Below are 16928 nucleotides of genomic sequence, written 5' to 3'. Positions count from 1 at the left end.
CGTAACCACAAAACAGGAGTCTGCAACGTGGCAAACGACTATTTCTTCACCTCCGAATCCGTTTCCGAAGGCCATCCCGACAAAGTCGCGGACCAGATCTCCGACGCGATTCTCGACGCCATCCTGACGCAGGACAAATACTCGCGCGTTGCCGCGGAAACGCTGTGCAACACGGGTCTCGTGGTGCTCGCGGGCGAAATCACCACGACCGCCAACGTCGACTACATTCAGATCGCGCGCAACACGATCAAACGCATCGGCTACGACAACACCGACTACGGTATCGACTACCGCGGTTGCGCGGTGCTCGTCGCGTACGACAAGCAGTCGCCGGACATCGCGCAGGGCGTGGACCGTGCACACGACAACAACCTCGATCAGGGCGCGGGCGACCAGGGCCTGATGTTCGGTTACGCGTGCGAAGAAACGCCTGAATTGATGCCGTTGCCGATCCACCTGTCGCATCGTCTGGTCGAGCGCCAGGCGAATCTGCGCCGTGACGGCCGTCTGCCCTGGCTGCGTCCGGACGCGAAGTCGCAAGTCACCGTGCGCTATGTCGACGGCAAGCCGCACTCTATCGACACCGTGGTGCTGTCCACGCAGCATTCGCCGGACATCGACCTCGATACGCTGCGCGAAGCGGTGATCGAAGAAGTCATCAAGCCGACGCTGCCGGCTGAGCTCATCAAGGGCGACATCAAGTTCCTCGTGAACCCGACCGGCCGTTTCGTGATCGGCGGTCCGCAAGGCGACTGCGGTTTGACGGGACGCAAGATCATCGTCGACACGTACGGCGGCGCGGCGCCCCACGGCGGCGGCGCGTTCTCGGGCAAGGATCCGTCGAAGGTCGACCGTTCGGCTGCTTATGCGGGCCGTTATGTCGCGAAGAACATCGTGGCCGCCGGGCTCGCATCGCGCTGCCTGATTCAGGTGTCGTACGCCATTGGCGTCGCGCAGCCGACTTCGGTCATGGTCAACACGTTCGGCACGGGCCGCGTTTCGGATTCGACGATCACGCGCCTCGTGCAGGAGCATTTCGATCTGCGTCCGAAGGGCATCATCCAGATGCTCGACCTGCTGCGCCCGATCTACGAGAAGAGCGCGGCTTACGGTCACTTCGGCCGCGAAGAGCCGGAATTCACGTGGGAAGCCACCGACAAGGCTCTCGCACTCGCGGAAGCTGCCGGTACCGAACCGGTCGCTGCGCTGGCCGATTAACGCTAGCTGCACGCGTCTTTAGTGTAAAAAACCCCGCCGGCTTGCGCCGCGCGGGGTTTTTTATTGGCGGTCGATTGTTCGGCGGGTCGGCGCGGACAAAGGGCGATGCGTCGGCATCGGGCGTGGCTTGAGCGCTGGTGTGCTCTAAACCGTCCGACGCCGCCGCATTGCGGGCTATCGACGCATGCTGTTCAGCGCCGCTTTAGCGACTCGCAAACGCGAACGCAAACCAGCCCGTGCTGCCGTTCGTCGACATCCGGCGGGGACGGCGGCTCGCGTTTTGCGCCGGCACGGCGACGGGCGCGCGCTGCGTAGCGCTCAGACGCAGCGGTGTCGGTTTGCGCAGGAGAGTGCGCAGTGAGAAGCGGCGCGAACCGCCGCGTGTGCGCAGCGCCGAGAAGAACGTATTGAACCAGGTGCGAATGCCGTCGACCGCTCGGGCATCGCGCCATTGTTCGCCTAAAGCGCGCGTGCGCGTGGCGTGGTGACGCAGAGCGCGCACCACGTGGCGGCGCGCGGGGCGGGCCGCTTTGAGTGCGGCTCGGGTAAAACGGGTGCTCAGAAGAGTATGCATGGCTTCACAGGTAGGCAACGTGTCGCGCGGTCAAATGTGCGCCAATAGCAGCACCAAGCATGCCAATGGCGGCATCGCGATCGACTGCGCGGGAGCCCGGGATTCGATGGAAAACTGCGCGGCGGACAGCCGGGCGGGCCTTGATGGCCGGTGCAGCGCGCAAACAGGCGGGAATAGCGATCAACATGCGAGCAGGCTACACGTGATTCGTGACGTCTGAAAGTCGGTTTTTACCCTGCGGATACGGGTTTTCACGAGGGTGCATGAAGCTTTGAGACGGACATTGCTCCCACCCTTCGCGGACGATTAGCGTGCGCCGCTGCCCGGGAAATGTGCGGCGCCATCGCGAGCCGCGTGCAAACGGTGCGCAAATGGCCGGGTTGCATCAAGTTCATCGCAACGTGCGACGTCAAACACCGGGCGATATGATCGCGCCCGTTTTACAATCGAACATCGGTTTGTCGACGGTCACGGAACACCATGTCATTTCATTCGAAGAAAGAGCAGATTCAAGCATTGCGGGAGCAGGGCTTCGTCGTCGTGCCTGGCCTCGTGCCGGTCGAGCGATGCGAGGAGATGAAGCGGGTCGCGCAACGTCAGTTGAACGAAGCCGCGGCGCCGGTCGAGTTCGAAGCGGATTTGCAGTACCCCGGAGCGCCGTCTTCCCGGCATGCGCCCGGCGGCAAGACCGTGCGGCGATTGCTCGACGCGTATGCCCGCGATCGCAGTTTCGCCGAATGGGCGACTGCGCCGGAAATTCGCGGCTGGATGGAATTGTATTTCGGTGAGGAGCCGCGCCTGTCGCGCGCCCATCACAATTGCATGATGACGAAGCATCCGGCGTACGGCAGTTTGACCGGCTGGCATCGCGATGTGCGCTACTGGTCGTTCGAGCGCGACGACCTGGTTTCGGTATGGCTCGCGCTGGGCAATGAGAACGTCGACAACGGCGCGCTATGGTTCGTGCCTGGATCGCACACCGCTGCATTCACGGGTGAACGCTTCGACGACGCGAAGTTCTTCCGCTCCGATCTCGAGGAAAACCAGGCGTGGATTCGCACCGCCGTGTCGCCGGAACTGAAAGCCGGGGACGTGGTGTTCTTTCATTGCAATACGCTGCATTCGGCGGGCAAGAACATCAGCGATCAGGTGAAGTTCTCGCTCGTGTACACGTACCACGGCGCGAGCAATGTGCCGTTGCCGGGCACCCGGTCAGCGGCGAAGCCTGAGATCGCGTTCTGACTTTTAGGCGCTTTTTCAGCGCCTTTTTTGCGGTCTTTTTGTCGCCACCCAGGCCTGCGCCGCTTCGCGCCTAGCGCTTGCGGCCAGACAAGGCGATGCCCGTTATTCCCGCGAGCGTCGCCACCACGCCGCCTACGATCAGCATGATCGCCTTGTTCGACGGTGAACCTGTAAAGACGCGGGACACGTCGCTGCTCACCGAATTGAACGCTTGCCCGCCGAAATACAGCAACAGAATGCCACCGACAATCAACGCGATTGAAATCGCTTTCGTCATTTAACGCTCCATAAGCTCGAACGGCGAAAGTGTAGGGGACGTGCAAGCAGTCGTCCATCCTGCATATTGGGCGTCTGCACGCATCCCGTCGATTGGCTACCATAGCGGTCTGACCGCACATAAAAACAAACCCACAGCAGCACGCCTCCCGCAGCATGCGATTGCCCATGCCCACAGATTCCCGGGCGACATCACCATCAAGGACACCAGCAATGGCTTACGAAGCAGCTTCAGAACGCTATTCGGACATGCAATACCGCGTGTGCGGCAAATCAGGTCTCAAACTTCCCGCACTGTCGCTCGGCTTGTGGCACAACTTCGGCGATACGACGCCGCTCTCGACGCAACGCGAAATTCTGCGTGCCGCGTTTGACGTTGGCATCACGCACTTCGATCTCGCGAACAACTACGGGCCGCCGTATGGTAGCGCCGAAACGAATTTCGGCCGCCACTTCAAGGACGACTTCAAACCGTATCGCGACGAGCTGCTGATTTCGTCGAAGGCCGGTTGGGACATGTGGCCAGGTCCGTATGGACAAGGCGGCGGTTCGCGCAAATATGTGCTCGCGAGTCTCGACCAAAGTCTGAAGCGTATGGGCCTCGACTACGTCGACATTTTCTATTCGCATCGCTTTGACGCGCACACGCCGCTCGAAGAAACCGCCGGCGCGCTGGCGAGCGCCGTGCAGCAGGGCAAAGCCCTTTACATCGGCATTTCGTCGTACTCGGCGAGCAAGACGCTCGAAATGGCGAAGCTGCTCGCCGAATACAAAGTGCCGTTGCTGATTCATCAGCCCGCGTACAACATGCTCAATCGCTGGATCGAACAGGATCTGCTCGACACGCTCGAGCAGGTCGGCGCGGGCACCATTGCGTTCACACCGCTCGCACAGGGTCTGCTCACCGGTAAGTATCTGAATGGCGTGCCGCAAGACGCGCGCGTGAACAAGCCGGGCGGCGGTTCGCTGAAAGAGGAGCATTTGAGCGCGCAGAACATCGAGCATGTACGCAAGCTGAACGATATCGCTCAGCGTCGCGGACAAAGCCTCGCGCAAATGGCGCTTGCGTGGGCGTTGCGCGATCCGCGCGTGACCTCGGTGCTGATCGGCGCGAGCCGCGCTGAACAGGTGCGCGAGAACGTCGGCGCGCTGAAGAACCTCGCGTTCTCGAAAGAGGAACTCGCGGAGATCGACCGCTACGCGACGGAAGGCGGCGTCAACTTGTGGGAAAAGCCGTCGACGGATCAGGCGGTCTGATTCCGGCGGCGCTGCCGCCGCGCAAATGAAAAACGAAAGCCGCCGATCAGGCGGCTTTTTGCTAAACGAGCGCGGGTAAGCCTTCGACCAGCACGACTGCGAACATTACGCCGAGCAGGGCGCCCAGCACGCGCAGCGCGTTGTGCCGCAATTCCGTCTTGCAAGGAAGCGCGCCTACGAACAATGCCCCGGCGAGCGCCATCGGAATGACCAGAATGAAATCGCCGATCGTGAAATAGGTCGTCATACTCGTCTCCTTTTGTATTGGCGGCGTAATGAGCGGGTCTCGTTCAGAGTCGCACGCTGCAACGCTCGATTTGAGTATAGGTGACGGCGGAGGCGGCGTAGGCGCGTCCGGTACTTCCAGAAGGTTTATTCGCAATCCGTAGAAGCCAGTCGCCGCAAGGCTTCCCGCGGTTGCCGCGACGCAGCAAATCCGGCCAGAAAGTGTGAAGCGTTTGCTTACGCGCTGCTTACTTTTTATGGATTTTCAATGCAGTGTGAATCACCGGGCGAACTGTGCGATGGAGACAGTCGCACATTCGCCGGTCACGCTCAGGGCTGGTCGAGCCGGCGTAACCTCAGCGTCGCCAGCACGCCGATCACGAGCAGTGCGAAGACCAGTCCAGCAACGCCGTTCCATCCATAACCGGCCCACATGTGCCCGCCGTACGAGCCGACCAGGCTCGAGCCGATGTAGTACGCAAGCAGATACAGCGCGGCCGCCTGGCCTTTCGCCTCTTTGGCGAGTCGCCCGACCCAGCCGCTTGCGACGGCGTGTCCGGCGAAGAAGCCGAATGTCACGCACGCGATGCCGCCGACAATCGCCGAAAGCGGACTCAACATGGTGAGTGCGAGTCCCAGGGCCATCAACAGCAGGCTTGCCGTTAGCACACGAGCGCGGCCGAATGTGTCGGCCATGCGCCCCGACCACGGCGAGGCGATCACGCCCGTCAGATACACCACGAAGATCGCGCCGATCTCGGTTTGACTCAACCGGTACGGCGGCGCGAGCAGCCGGTAGCCGATGTAGTTGTACAGCGTGACGAAGCTGCCCATCAGCACGAAGCCAAGCAGGAACAACAGGGGCAGACCCGGCCGCCTGAATTGCCTGACGAGTGCGCTGCGATGATGCGTGAAGCCCAGCCCGCGCCGCGGCACGAAATGGCGCGACGGCGGCAGCAGCGAACGAAACGCGAGCATCGACAAAATGCCGAGCACGCCAATCGTGCCGATTGCAACGCGCCATGAAAACAGATCGGCGACGATGCCCGTAATCACGCGTCCCGCCATGCCGCCGATTGCGGTGCCGCCGACGTAGAGGCCCATTGCAAGACCGAGGCCGTCGGGGTGCACTTCTTCCGCGAGATAAGCCATCGCGACGGCCGGCACACCGCCGAGCGCGAGACCTTCGAGCGCGCGCAGCACGAGCAACTGGTGCCATTGCGGGGCGATCGACACGCCGATGGTGAGGAGTGCGGAGACGGTGAGCGACATCGTCATCAGCTTGTGACGGCTCCAGCCTTCGGAGACGAAGCCGGCCATAAAGATGGCGACTGCGAGCGCTGCCGTACTCAACGAAACAGTGAGACTGCTTTGCGCGGGTGTCACGTTGAATGCCGCTGAAAACGACGGCAGCAGCGGCTGCACGCAATAGAGCAACGAGAACGTGGCGTAGCCCGCGAACAGCAATGCGATGCTGGCGCGCCAGTAAGCGCGGGTGCCGCGTTCGAGATAGGGCGTGTCGGAGGTGATGGGCACGGCAGAGAGCAAAGAGCAGAAGGCGGAACGAAGCAGATGAACAACCGGCAGCGATGTATCAGGCGCGGCGCGATGGCGACCGTCACGCGCGAGACGACGCTCGTGCAAAACATTTAAGGATACGCTGAAAATGGCGCCTGCGTGCGCCGCAACGCACGCGTCGCGCAGACGCCGCACGTTTTTGATATCTCAGCCCACGAGGGTTTATGATGGTCTCGTCGCGATGCCGCGCGTCTCGACGAATCAAGCGAAACGACGGGCGAAGCGCCCTCAGTTCCCGCTTTCCAAGGCCCCGCAAAACGGGAACAATGACTCGAAGCTCTCACGCGTATTCACGCGCAGCTGTTTGGGTGCGTACGCAACGTTACCGGCGAAGCGGCGCTTTTATCATCATCTTGACCGGCGCGAACTTATAAAGCCGGCTATGGGAGAACGGGGAAACATCATGCAAATCGGTTCCATTGTCCGATCAGTGCATATCGCCGTGCCGCAGGGCGCGCGCGGAATCGTCATGCGCATTCTCGGCGACATGGCCATGGTGGCGTGGTATGCCGGCGAGCCCGGCGCTTCGCCGCAGCTGAACACTGAACCCTTTTTCCTCGAAGACCTTATCGACACCGGCGAACTCGTGCGTCCGTCAAGCGCGCAGATGCATTGAAGCGATTACCGTTTGGCGCGTCTGTCGCGTGACGGCAGACGCGTGCCCCCATGTTCACTCGCACTCGTCTTTGACGGCGGCGCGGCGCACAATGCGGGCATGAACGACATTCTCGATACACAGGACGGCGCAGACCGCGCCGTGCCTTTCGCCCGGCTCCAGCCGGAAATCGTGCTCGACGCGCTCGACAGCGTGCTCGCCACAGTCGGCGTACGTACCGACGGCCGTATGTTGCCGCTCAACAGCTACGAGAACCGCGTGTATCAGGTGGGCGTCGAAGACGGCCCGCCCGTCGTTGCGAAGTTCTATCGTCCTGAGCGCTGGAGCGACGCCGCCATTCTCGAAGAACACGCGTTCGTTGCCGAACTGGCCGCGCGGGAGATTCCCGCTGTGCCGGCGCGTGCGTACGAGGGCCGCACGCTGCATACCTTCGATGGTTTCCGTTTCTCGATCTTCGAGCGCCGCGGCGGTCGTGCGCCCGATCTCGACCGGCGAGATACGCTTGAATGGCTTGGACGTTTCATCGGCCGCATTCACGCGGTTGGGCAGACGCAAGACTACACGGAGCGTCCCACGCTCGACAGTCAGACGTTTGGCTATGAACCGCGCGATTTCCTGCTCGCGCACCGCTTCATACCCGACGACGTGCGCGCTGCCTGGGAAACTGTCGTCAATCTGGCGCTGGAAGGCGTGGAGCGTGCATTTGAGCGGGCCGGCGAGATCCGCATGCTCCGCATGCACGGCGACTGTCATCCGAGCAACGTGTTGTGGACCGACGCGGGCCCGCATTTCGTCGACTTCGACGACAGCCGCATGGGTCCGGCCGTGCAGGACCTGTGGCTGCTGCTACCCGGCGAGCGCGCGGAGGCATCGCGCGCGCTGGCGGATCTGCTCTCCGGTTACGAAGACTTCTGCGACTTCGAGCCGCGCGAACTGCATCTGGTCGAAGCGCTGCGCACGTTACGGCTGATTCATTACCAGGCGTGGCTCGCGCGCCGTTGGGACGATCCGGCGTTTCCGGCAGCGTTTCCGTGGTTCAACACGCAACGTTATTGGGAAGATCGCATCCTCGAAATGCGCGAGCAACTCGGCGCGATGCAGGAAGGGCCTTTGTGGCCGGTGTGAGCTTTTTGCCGCGATTGAGCAAAAGCGCCAGTTGTGTAATGATAGCCATTCTCAATTGAAGGGCATCGCCAGCTTCCTGTCACATTTCTCCTCCTCTGTGACTGCCAGCCAGCCTCTCAACAGGACGGCTCTGGACCGCAAGCCGGAGCTGTCCGCTCTCTCCTTCAGAAATTCCGTCGCCGCCCGTCTCTGAGCGCGCTCCTGTCTGCGCGCGGTCGGCGGCTTAACCTGCCGTGCCTGGAGCATGATGTGAACGCGCCTGATTCGATCGATATGAAACCTGCTGCCAATGGCGCTTCGCGATATGTCGCCCATGAACAGCGGCCCGGCCATCATCTGATGGACGACGCCGAGCAGGCTGCGCGGCGTCAGCGTTCGCGGCGCGCGAACTTCATCAAGTGGCTGCGCAAAGTGCATGGCTGGGTCGGCTTGTGGGGCGCGGTGCTCGGACTCCTGTTCGGCGCAACCGGCTTCCTGCTGAACCATCGCGCGGGGCCGATGAAGGTGTCGACCGGGCAACCGCAGGTCGAAGAGTTGCAAATGGCCGTGCCCGAAAAGCCGTTTCATTCGCCGATGGACATGGCGAAGTGGCTCAAGGGCGAACTGAAGATCGACGGTAAGCCTGGCAGGATGAAGCGCGAGCCGGCGCATCCCGTGGCCTGGGGCGATCGCAGCACGATTCAGCCCGAGTTCTGGCAGATTGCGTTCGCCGCGCCCACGCAGAACGTGCAGGCCGAGTACTGGGTCGGCAACGGCTTCGTCGCGGTCAAACGCACGCAGAATTCCTTCCTCGCGACGATGACCAATCTGCACAAGGGCGTGGGTTTGAGCATCGGATGGATGCTGCTGGTCGATACGATCGCCGGCTCGCTGATCCTGCTTTCGCTGACCGGCGTGCTGTTGTGGACCGAACTGAACAAGCGCCGCGTGGTGGGCGTGGTGCTGATCGGCGGATCGGTGATTGCCGCCGTGGTTTGCGGAATGATGTAAGCCGCCGGGCGTCGCGCCAGCCATGTGGCTGAACGCCCGGGTGTTCAGACGACTACGCGCTGCAGGCTTCCCCGCCGGAAGCCGCAATCTCGCGCGCTGCCTTCGCACCCTCGACCTGAAGCAGCGTCGGCAACGAAACGCCGTTTTTCGCCGCCGTCACTTCGGCGAGAATCGACACTGCAATTTCAGGCGGCGTGCGGCTGCCGATATAAATGCCGACTGGCCCATGCAATCGCGCCAGTTCCGTGTCGCTCAGGTCGAACTCTTTGAGCCGCTCGCGACGCGCCTGATTATTGCGCCTCGAACCCAGCGCGCCGACGTAGAACGCCGGCGTCTTGAGCGCTTCCATCAGTGCGAGATCGTCGAGCTTCGGGTCGTGTGTGAGCGCAATGACCGCGCAGCGCTCATCGAGCTTCATGTCGAGCACGGTGTCGTCCGGCATGGTCCGCACGATCTTCGTGCCGGGGATGTTCCACTCTTCGGTGTATTCCTCGCGCGGGTCGCAGACCGTCACCTGATAGTCGAGACCCACCGCAATATTGCACAGATAGCGCGACAACTGTCCCGCGCCGATCACGAGCATGCGGTAACGCGGACCGTGGATCGTCAATAGACGCTCGCCGTCGAAAAGCACGCCGTCTGTCGCGAGCGCTTTGCCGAGCCGCGCCTCACCCGAATTCATATTCAGTTCGCGCGCCACGAGCCGGCCTTCTTCCACGGCATTGCAGAGTTCGGCGATACCGCTTTGCGGCGTCAACGGTTCGAGCACCAGTTGGATCGTGCCGCCACAAGGCAGTCCGAAGCGATGCGCCTCTTCTGCCGAGATGCCGTATTTCACGGCCTCGGGATGCGCCTGCTCGATGCCCCGCTGCCGCACGCGATCGATCAGGTCGTCTTCGATGCAGCCGCCCGACACCGAGCCGACTACGAGTCCGTCGTCGCGCACCGCGAGCATCGCGCCCTCGGGGCGCGGCGACGAGCCCCACGTTTTCACCACCGTCACCAGTAGCGCGCGATGTCCCTCTTCCAGCCAACGTGCACTGGATTTCAGGACTTCGAGATCCACGCTGTCCATGATTTCTTCCTCTTCGTTGCATCGCCGCCGGACTCGCCGTCCGCGGCCTCGGTCGATGCCGTATTGTGCCCCTCCGCGTCGGCGGCTGCAGCGCCGCCGGCATCTTCAGGGTTTTCATCGCTGACGGCACCGGCGCCTTCGCCATCGAATCGTGCGCCGAAGCGCTTGAAAAACTCGCCGGCGATCTTGCGCGCCGCGCCATCGACGAGCCGCGAGCCGATCTGCGCGAGCTTCCCGCCGACCTGCGCGTTCGCGGTATAGCTGAGCTTTGTTGCTGCTTCGCCGTCGGCTTCGAGCGTGACTCGCGCGTTGCCCTTCGCGAAGCCAGCCGCGCCGCCCTGGCCTTCGAACACGATGTTGTACGCGTTGGGCGCGTCGATATCGGTCAGTTGCATGCGGCCCTTGAAGCGCGCCTTGACCGGGCCGACCGCGGCGCTCAACGCCACCAGGTACGCATTCTCGCCGTCCGGGTCGATGCTTTCGCAGCCCGGAATGCAGGCGCGCAAAACCTCGGTGTCGTTCAGCGCATCCCACGTACGCTGTTGCGAAACCGGCAGCGTATGAGTTTCGGTCAGTTCCATGGACTTGCTCCTGCGGTTGACGTGGCAGCAACTTCCCGACGCGGCGCGCGCGTGAGTTGCGCGAGGTCGCGGCCGAATGCGGCCAGGCTGTCTAGATTATGAACCGGACGATGCGCGTCGACGTAGGGCAGGATCGCCTGCACGCCGCGCGCCTTCGGAGAAAAGCCGCTGAAACGCAGCAGCGGATTAAGCCATACGATACGGTGCGCGAAGCGACGCAGGCGGGCCATTTCCATCTGGAGGACGTCGATCGCTTCGTGATCGAGGCCGTCGGTCACGAGCAGCGCCGTTGCGCGACCGGTCAGCACGCGCCGCGCCCAGCGCCGGTTGAATTCAGCGAGCGCCGCGCCGATTCTCGTGCCGCCCGACCAGTCGACGACCTGTTCGGTGAGCGCGGCAATCGCCACATCCGGATCGCGCTCGCGCAATGCGCGGGTCGCGTTGGTAAGGCGTGTGCCGAACAGAAAAACCTGCAGGCGTTCACGCGACTGCACGAGCGCGTGGCAGAAATACAGCACCGCACGCGAATAACTGCTCATCGAACCGGATATGTCGAGCATCAGAACCAGCGGCGGCTTGCGCTCGACCACCGCGCGATATTTCCACACGGTCCAGTCGCCGCCCGCGCGCACCGCCTGCCGCGCGCTCGCGCGCAGGTCCGCATGCGTGCCATGCGACGCGGCCTTGAGGCGGCGTGTCGGCTCCTTCGCAAGCGGCAGACGCTGAGCGCGGATCAGATGGCGCAGCGTGCGCCATTCATCGGCGGAGAGAGTGTCGAAATCGCGATGACGCAACCGCTCTTCCGCGCTGAAGGTGACGTGCGCGCGCAATTCCTGTCGCTCGGTTTCCTGCGGGCTGTGCGTGTGCGGGGAGGGCGGCGCGCGGACCGCCAGCGCGTCGGCGAGACGGTTGTTGCGTCTTGGCGGCGGAAGGCCGTCGCGGACCTTCGGCAGAAGCAGCGCACGCAGCTTCCCTTCCCAATCCGGATCTCGCCAGAACAGATCGAACGCGGCGTTGAAAAGCTCGCGCTCGTCGGGCGCGGAGACGAGCGATGCGGCTAGCGCTGCGCGTACGTCGTCACGGCGGCTCAAGTCGATCCAGTGCAGCGCGGCGAGCGCATCGACGGCGTGTGCGGGCGACATCGGCAGGCCCGCGCCGCGCAGCACGCGCACGAAATGCACCACGTTGCGAGCGAGCGTTGGCGTCCCGGCAGGAAGCGGCGCTGTCTCGTCTGCGGAGGGTGGCGTCGTCATGCCCGCTATCCCGGCGCGGCGAGACACTGCGAGATCTGATCCGCGTCGACACGCGCCAGATCGTCCTGATACTTGAGCAGTACACCTAGCGTGTTCTGCACCGATTGCGGATCGAGTTCCGTGATCGACAGTGCTTCGAGCGCGCGGCACCAGTCGATTGTTTCGGCGATACCCGGCGCCTTGAACAGGTCCATGCCGCGCAGACGGTGCACGAAATCGACCGCGCGCCGCTGCAACTCCGCCGATGTCTTTGGCGCACGCGCCGCGACAATTTCAAGCTCGCGATCCCGCTCCGGATAGCCGATCCACTGATAGAGACAACGGCGCTTCAACGCGTCGTGCACTTCGCGCGTGCGGTTCGACGTCATCACGACGAGCGGCGGTTGCGTTGCGCGCACGGTGCCGTACTCGGGAATCGACACCTGGAAGTCGGAGAGCAGTTCGAGCAGGAACGCTTCGAACGGTTCATCTGCGCGGTCTATTTCGTCGATCAGCAGCACGCGCCGCGCGCCCGGATGATTTTCGTCGGGCATCAGCGCTTGCAACAACGGACGCTTGAGCAGGAATTCGCCGCGATACAGGGTGTCGTTATCGGGCCGTTGACCGGCGGCTTCCGCAAGACGCAACGCCATGATCTGACGCGGATAGTCCCATTCGTATAGCGCGCTGGCCGTGTCGAGCCCTTCATAACATTGCAGCCGCAGCATCGACGTATCGAGCATGCCGGCGGCGGCCTTCGCAAGTTCCGTCTTGCCGACGCCCGGCTCGCCTTCGACGAACAACGGCCGGTCCATACGCAGCGCGAGAAACAACGCCGTCGCAAGCTCGCGGCTCGCGAAGTAGTTTTGAGCGGCGAGTTGCGCGAGGGTGTCGTCGATTGAAACGGGGTGCATGGCGTTCCTGAATCTGCGCGCTGTCTGCTCGTCAAATGCAGCGTCAATGAAACGTGAAGCGCGTTCGTTGCGCGATACAGCATGCGCTGGCGAATGCGAGCGACTGACGTGTGCGAGCGACTGACGTGCGCGAGCTACACGCTCGACACGTCAGCAGCCAATAGCAAGCAAGACTAAGCGTTTGCCTTCGCTACCGCTCGCGCCGCCAGAACGGGGATCAGATGCGCGCGATACTCGGCGCTCGCGTGCATGTCGTCGTTCAGATTTGCCGACGGCACACTGACCGCTCGCGCCGACTCCGGCGTGAAGTTCGCCGACAACGCGCTTTCCAGTTCGGGCACGCGAAAGACCGACGCCGCCGCGCCCGTCACCGCAACACGCACGCCGCTAGCGAACTTCGCGACGAACACGCCGACGAGCGCGAAATGCGACGCCGGATTGCGGAATTTCTCGTAGGCGGCGCGCTCGGGAACCGGAAATTCAACGGAGACGATCAACTCGTCCGGTTCCAGCGCCGTCTCGTACATGCCGACGAAAAAGTCGCTCGATGCAATGCGCCGGCGCTGCGTGACGATGGTTGCGTCCAATCCCATTGCAGCAGCCGGATAGCAAGCGGCGGGATCGTTGTTGGCAAGCGAGCCGCCCAGCGTGCCGAGCGCGCGCACCTGACGGTCCCCGATATGCGCGGCGAGATCCGCGAGCGCCGGCGACACGCGCCGCAACTCGGCGTGATCGGCGACGTCCGCATGGCAGACGGCCGCGCCGATCGTGACCAGATTTGCGTCGACGGCGATCGACTTGAGCGCGGGAATGCGCGTCACGTCGATCAGTTGCGATGGCTGAGCGAGACGCAGCCGCATGGTGGGCAACAGGCTCTGACCGCCGGCGAGAAACTTGGCGTCGCTGTCGGCAGAAATGGCTGCGGCGGCCGCTTGCGGATCCGTCGCGCGTTGATACTCGAATGAATACATGTCGAATGCTCCGCTCAGGGTCTCAATGGGCTGCCTGCTTGGCGGCGTGAATCGCCGACCATACGCGATGTGGCGTTGCCGGCATTTGCAGATCGGTCACGCCCAAGGGCGCGAGCGCGTCGATGATCGCGTTGATCACCGCCGGCGGCGAACCGATCGCGCCCGCTTCGCCACAGCCTTTGACGCCGAGCGGATTGTGTGTGCACGGCGTGCCCTTCGCGGTCTCCACGGTGAAGTCGGGAAGGTCGGACGCATGCGGCATTGCGTAGTCCATATACGAGCCCGACAGCAGTTGACCGCTGTCGTTGTCGTACACGCAGCGTTCGAGCATGGCTTGCCCGATGCCTTGACCGAGTCCGCCATGAACCTGGCCTTCGACGATCATCGGATTGATCACGTTACCGAAATCGTCCACCGCGGTGAACTGCTGGATCCGGCACACGCCGGTATCCGGATCGACTTCCACTTCGCAGATGTACGCGCCCGATGGATAGGTGAAATTGCTCGGATCGTAGAACGCGCTTTCTTCGAGGCCGGGTTCGAGCACGTCGAGCGGATAGTTGTGCGGCACGTAAGCAGCGAGCGAAATTTCGGCGAAGGCCTTGGTGCGATCCGTGCCCGCGACCCGGAACACGCCGTCCTTGAACTCGATGTCTTCCGCCGCGGCTTCGAGCAGATGCGCGGCGATTTTCTTCGCCTTGGTTTCGATCTTGTCGAGCGCCTTCATGATCGCCGAGCCGCCCACCGCGATCGAGCGTGAGCCATACGTGCCCATGCCGAACGGAATGCGACCGGTGTCGCCGTGCACGATTTCGACGCTTTCGAGCGGAAGACCGAGCCGGTCCGCGACCACTTGCGCGAAGGTCGTTTCGTGACCCTGGCCGTGACTATGCGAGCCGGTGAATACGGTGACCGAACCGGTCGGATGCACGCGAATCTGCCCGACTTCGAAGAGGCCCGCGCGAGCGCCCAACGCGCCAGCGATATTCGACGGTGCGAGTCCGCATGCTTCGATGTAGCACGAGTAACCCAGGCCACGCCGCTTGCCGTTCCGTTCCGATTCCTGCCTGCGCGCTTCGAAGCCTTTCACATCGGCGAGTTCGAGCGAGCGCGCGAGGATCGTCTCGTAATCGCCGGTGTCGTAGGTGAGGCCGACCGGCGTCGCATAAGGGAATTCGCGGATGAAATTGCGGCGGCGAATTTCTGCAGGATCGAGCTTCATCTCGCGCGCGGCGGTCTCGACCAGACGCTCGACCACATAGGTCGCTTCCGGACGGCCCGCGCCGCGATACGCATCGACGGGAACGGTGTTGGTGAAAACGGCTTTCACTTCCGCGTAGATCGCGGGCGTCGCGTACTGGCCTGCGAGCAGCGTCGCGTAGAGGATGGTCGGCACACTCGAAGCGAACGTGGACAGATACGCGCCCATGTTCGCGATGGTGTGAATGCGCATGGCGAGAAACTTGCCGTCGGCATCCATTGCCAGTTCGGCTTTCGTCACGTGGTCGCGGCCATGCGCATCCGACAGGAATGCTTCCGAGCGCTCGGCGGTCCATTTCACGGGACGGCGAATTTTCTTCGACGCCCACGTCAGCGCGACGTCTTCCGCATAGAGGAAAATTTTCGAACCGAAGCCGCCGCCGACGTCCGGCGCGATCACGCGCAATTTCGACTCGGGCAACGACAACACGAAAGCGGCCATGAGTAGACGCTCGACGTGCGGATTCTGATTGGCGACGTAAAGCGTGTAGCTGTCGTCCTGCGACGAATAGCTGGCATTCACGGCGCGCGGCTCGATCGCGTTCGGCACGAGGCGATTGTTCACGATGTCGAGCGTCGTGACGTGCGCTGCTTTGGCGAAGGCGGCGTCGGTCGCGGCTTTGTCGCCGTGGCCCCAGTTGTAGCAGACGTTGTCCGGCACTTCGTCGTGAACGGCCGGCTGGCCTGCGTCGGCTGCATGCGCGGTATCGACCACAGCGGGCAGGACGTCGTAGTCGACTTCGATCAGTTCGACGGCATCTTTCGCGGCCTTGATCGAATCGGCGATCACCAGTGCGACCTGATCGCCGACGTGGCGCACTTTCGTATGCGCGATGATCGGATGCGGCGGCTCGTTCATCGGCTTGCCGTCGGTGCTGTGGATCAACCAGCCGCACGGCAGGCCGCCGACGTTTTCCGCACCCATATCCGCGCCGGTAAAGATCGCGACCACACCCGGCGACTGTTTCGCAGCGGTCGTGTCGATGCTGTTGATCTTTGCGTGCGCGTGCGGCGAGCGCAGGAACACTGCGTAGGTTTGCTGCGGTAGCAGGATGTCGTCGGTGTACTGGCCGTTGCCGGTCAGAAACCGGTAGTCTTCCTTACGTTCGACGGAAGCGCCGATCAGGCTGTGAGTTTCGGGTGCGTTCATCGTCGGCTCCTCAGGCGGTGGCCGCTGCGTTGGCATTTGTCGATGCATTCGCATCGGCATTTGCGGTGGCGTTGGCGTTGGCTGTGCCGGAGGACTTCATCCCTTCGGCGCCCTCGAGCACTGCCTTGACGATGTTGTGGTAGCCAGTGCAGCGGCAGAGATTGCCGTCGAGTTGAGTGCGGACGTCTTCGCCGGTGAGATCTGGCTGACGCTGCACGAGCGAGATCGCGCTCATCACCATGCCGGGTGTACAGAAGCCGCACTGCAGGCCGTGACAGTGTTTGAAGGCGGCTTGCATTGGATGCAGCGCGCCGTCTTTGGCGAGGCCTTCAATGGTGGTGATCTGCGCGCCGTCCGCTTGGGCCGCGAGGATATTGCAGGATTTGATTGCGCGGCCGTCGAGGTGGACGGTGCATGCGCCGCATTGGGCCGTATCGCAGCCGACGTGCGTGCCGGTGAGCCGGAGTTGATCGCGAAGGAACTGCACAAGCAGGGTGCCGGGCTCGACTGAAGCGCTGATGGGCGCGCCGTTCACCGTCAGACTGATGCTGATCGCCATGAAGTCGTCTCCTTATGGGGTGAAACCGGACCGTTTTGTTTTCGCCTTCAGCCTGTCTTCATGGGCCCGATTAGGGTGCTGCGGT

17 protein-coding genes are annotated in these 16928 nt (G+C 62.9%); 6 read left to right on the top strand and 11 right to left on the bottom strand.

Annotated elements, in window-relative coordinates; translation table 11 throughout:
* Positions 1-27 precede the first annotated feature (27 nt).
* Complete coding sequence (gene metK / locus SB753_RS20655; RefSeq protein WP_020067236.1) at positions 28-1218, top strand: methionine adenosyltransferase; 1191 nt, start codon at positions 28-30, stop codon at positions 1216-1218.
* A 202-nt stretch (positions 1219-1420) separates the two neighbouring features.
* On the opposite strand, the gene SB753_RS20650 is transcribed toward metK, so the two are convergent.
* The gene (locus SB753_RS20650) at positions 1421-1792 is read right to left on the bottom strand and encodes a hypothetical protein (RefSeq protein ID WP_027804499.1); all 372 of its coding nucleotides are present in this window, start codon (positions 1790-1792) and stop codon (positions 1421-1423) included.
* Positions 1793-2272: 480 nt separating this feature from the next.
* Between SB753_RS20650 and SB753_RS20645 the strand changes: the two genes are divergently transcribed.
* Positions 2273-3034: a phytanoyl-CoA dioxygenase family protein gene (locus SB753_RS20645; protein ID WP_408197910.1), complete on the top strand. Its 762-nt coding sequence runs from the start codon at positions 2273-2275 to the stop codon at positions 3032-3034.
* Positions 3035-3104: 70 nt separating this feature from the next.
* Here the strand turns inward: SB753_RS20645 and SB753_RS20640 are convergent, their stop codons facing one another.
* Positions 3105-3311 (bottom strand): DUF3185 family protein, encoded by a 207-nt coding sequence (locus SB753_RS20640; RefSeq protein WP_027776789.1) that lies wholly within the window; start codon positions 3309-3311, stop codon positions 3105-3107.
* 212 nt (positions 3312-3523) lie between these two features.
* Between SB753_RS20640 and mgrA the strand changes: the two genes are divergently transcribed.
* The gene (gene mgrA / locus SB753_RS20635; protein WP_020067231.1) at positions 3524-4567 is read left to right on the top strand and encodes an L-glyceraldehyde 3-phosphate reductase; all 1044 of its coding nucleotides are present in this window, start codon (positions 3524-3526) and stop codon (positions 4565-4567) included.
* A gap of 61 nt (positions 4568-4628) precedes the next feature.
* Here mgrA and SB753_RS20630 read toward each other — a convergent pair whose 3' ends face one another.
* Together SB753_RS20630 and SB753_RS20625 are read right to left on the bottom strand one after the other, a co-directional pair.
* Positions 4629-4814 carry a hypothetical protein gene (locus tag SB753_RS20630; RefSeq protein WP_020067230.1) on the bottom strand — a complete coding sequence of 62 codons (186 nt, stop codon included), beginning with the start codon at positions 4812-4814 and terminating at the stop codon, positions 4629-4631.
* 308 nt (positions 4815-5122) lie between these two features.
* A complete protein-coding gene (locus tag SB753_RS20625) occupies positions 5123-6328 on the bottom strand; it encodes an MFS transporter (protein WP_410801568.1) in 1206 nt (401 codons plus the stop codon).
* A gap of 445 nt (positions 6329-6773) precedes the next feature.
* Here SB753_RS20625 and SB753_RS20620 point away from each other — a divergent pair, with 445 nt between their 5' ends.
* From SB753_RS20620 to SB753_RS20610, 3 genes are all read left to right on the top strand, one after another.
* Positions 6774-6986 carry a hypothetical protein gene (locus SB753_RS20620; protein WP_006050502.1) on the top strand — a complete coding sequence of 71 codons (213 nt, stop codon included), beginning with the start codon at positions 6774-6776 and terminating at the stop codon, positions 6984-6986.
* Positions 6987-7085: 99 nt separating this feature from the next.
* Positions 7086-8111, top strand: a complete 1026-nt coding sequence (locus tag SB753_RS20615) for a serine/threonine protein kinase (protein WP_310065928.1) — start codon at positions 7086-7088, stop codon at positions 8109-8111.
* A 249-nt stretch (positions 8112-8360) separates the two neighbouring features.
* Positions 8361-9101, top strand: a complete 741-nt coding sequence (locus SB753_RS20610) for a PepSY-associated TM helix domain-containing protein (protein ID WP_020067226.1) — start codon at positions 8361-8363, stop codon at positions 9099-9101.
* 52 nt (positions 9102-9153) lie between these two features.
* Here SB753_RS20610 and SB753_RS20605 read toward each other — a convergent pair whose 3' ends face one another.
* From SB753_RS20605 to SB753_RS20575, 7 genes are all read right to left on the bottom strand, one after another.
* Complete coding sequence (locus tag SB753_RS20605) at positions 9154-10176, bottom strand: XdhC family protein (protein WP_020067225.1); 1023 nt, start codon at positions 10174-10176, stop codon at positions 9154-9156.
* The gene (locus SB753_RS20600; protein WP_087751722.1) at positions 10149-10757 is read right to left on the bottom strand and encodes a CoxG family protein; all 609 of its coding nucleotides are present in this window, start codon (positions 10755-10757) and stop codon (positions 10149-10151) included. Before SB753_RS20600 ends, SB753_RS20605 begins: the two co-directional genes overlap by 28 nt.
* Positions 10748-12010: a vWA domain-containing protein gene (locus SB753_RS20595; protein WP_410801566.1), complete on the bottom strand. Its 1263-nt coding sequence runs from the start codon at positions 12008-12010 to the stop codon at positions 10748-10750. The genes SB753_RS20600 and SB753_RS20595 overlap by 10 nt, the downstream gene beginning before the upstream one ends.
* Before the next feature lie 5 nt (positions 12011-12015).
* Positions 12016-12903, bottom strand: a complete 888-nt coding sequence (locus SB753_RS20590; protein ID WP_410801564.1) for an AAA family ATPase — start codon at positions 12901-12903, stop codon at positions 12016-12018.
* 173 nt (positions 12904-13076) lie between these two features.
* Positions 13077-13874 carry an FAD binding domain-containing protein gene (locus SB753_RS20585; RefSeq protein ID WP_027776779.1) on the bottom strand — a complete coding sequence of 266 codons (798 nt, stop codon included), beginning with the start codon at positions 13872-13874 and terminating at the stop codon, positions 13077-13079.
* Positions 13875-13896: 22 nt separating this feature from the next.
* Complete coding sequence (locus tag SB753_RS20580; RefSeq protein WP_410801562.1) at positions 13897-16284, bottom strand: xanthine dehydrogenase family protein molybdopterin-binding subunit; 2388 nt, start codon at positions 16282-16284, stop codon at positions 13897-13899.
* A 10-nt stretch (positions 16285-16294) separates the two neighbouring features.
* A complete protein-coding gene (locus SB753_RS20575) occupies positions 16295-16843 on the bottom strand; it encodes a (2Fe-2S)-binding protein (RefSeq protein WP_410801560.1) in 549 nt (182 codons plus the stop codon).
* Between the last annotated feature and the right edge of the window lie 85 nt (positions 16844-16928).

Origin of the sequence: Paraburkholderia sp. SIMBA_053 (genome assembly GCF_046534895.1) — a bacterium.
Classification (GTDB): Bacteria; Pseudomonadota; Gammaproteobacteria; order Burkholderiales; family Burkholderiaceae; genus Paraburkholderia; species Paraburkholderia caledonica.
Note: the sequence above shows the minus strand (reverse complement) of the source record. Positions and strands in the feature narration are given on the sequence as shown.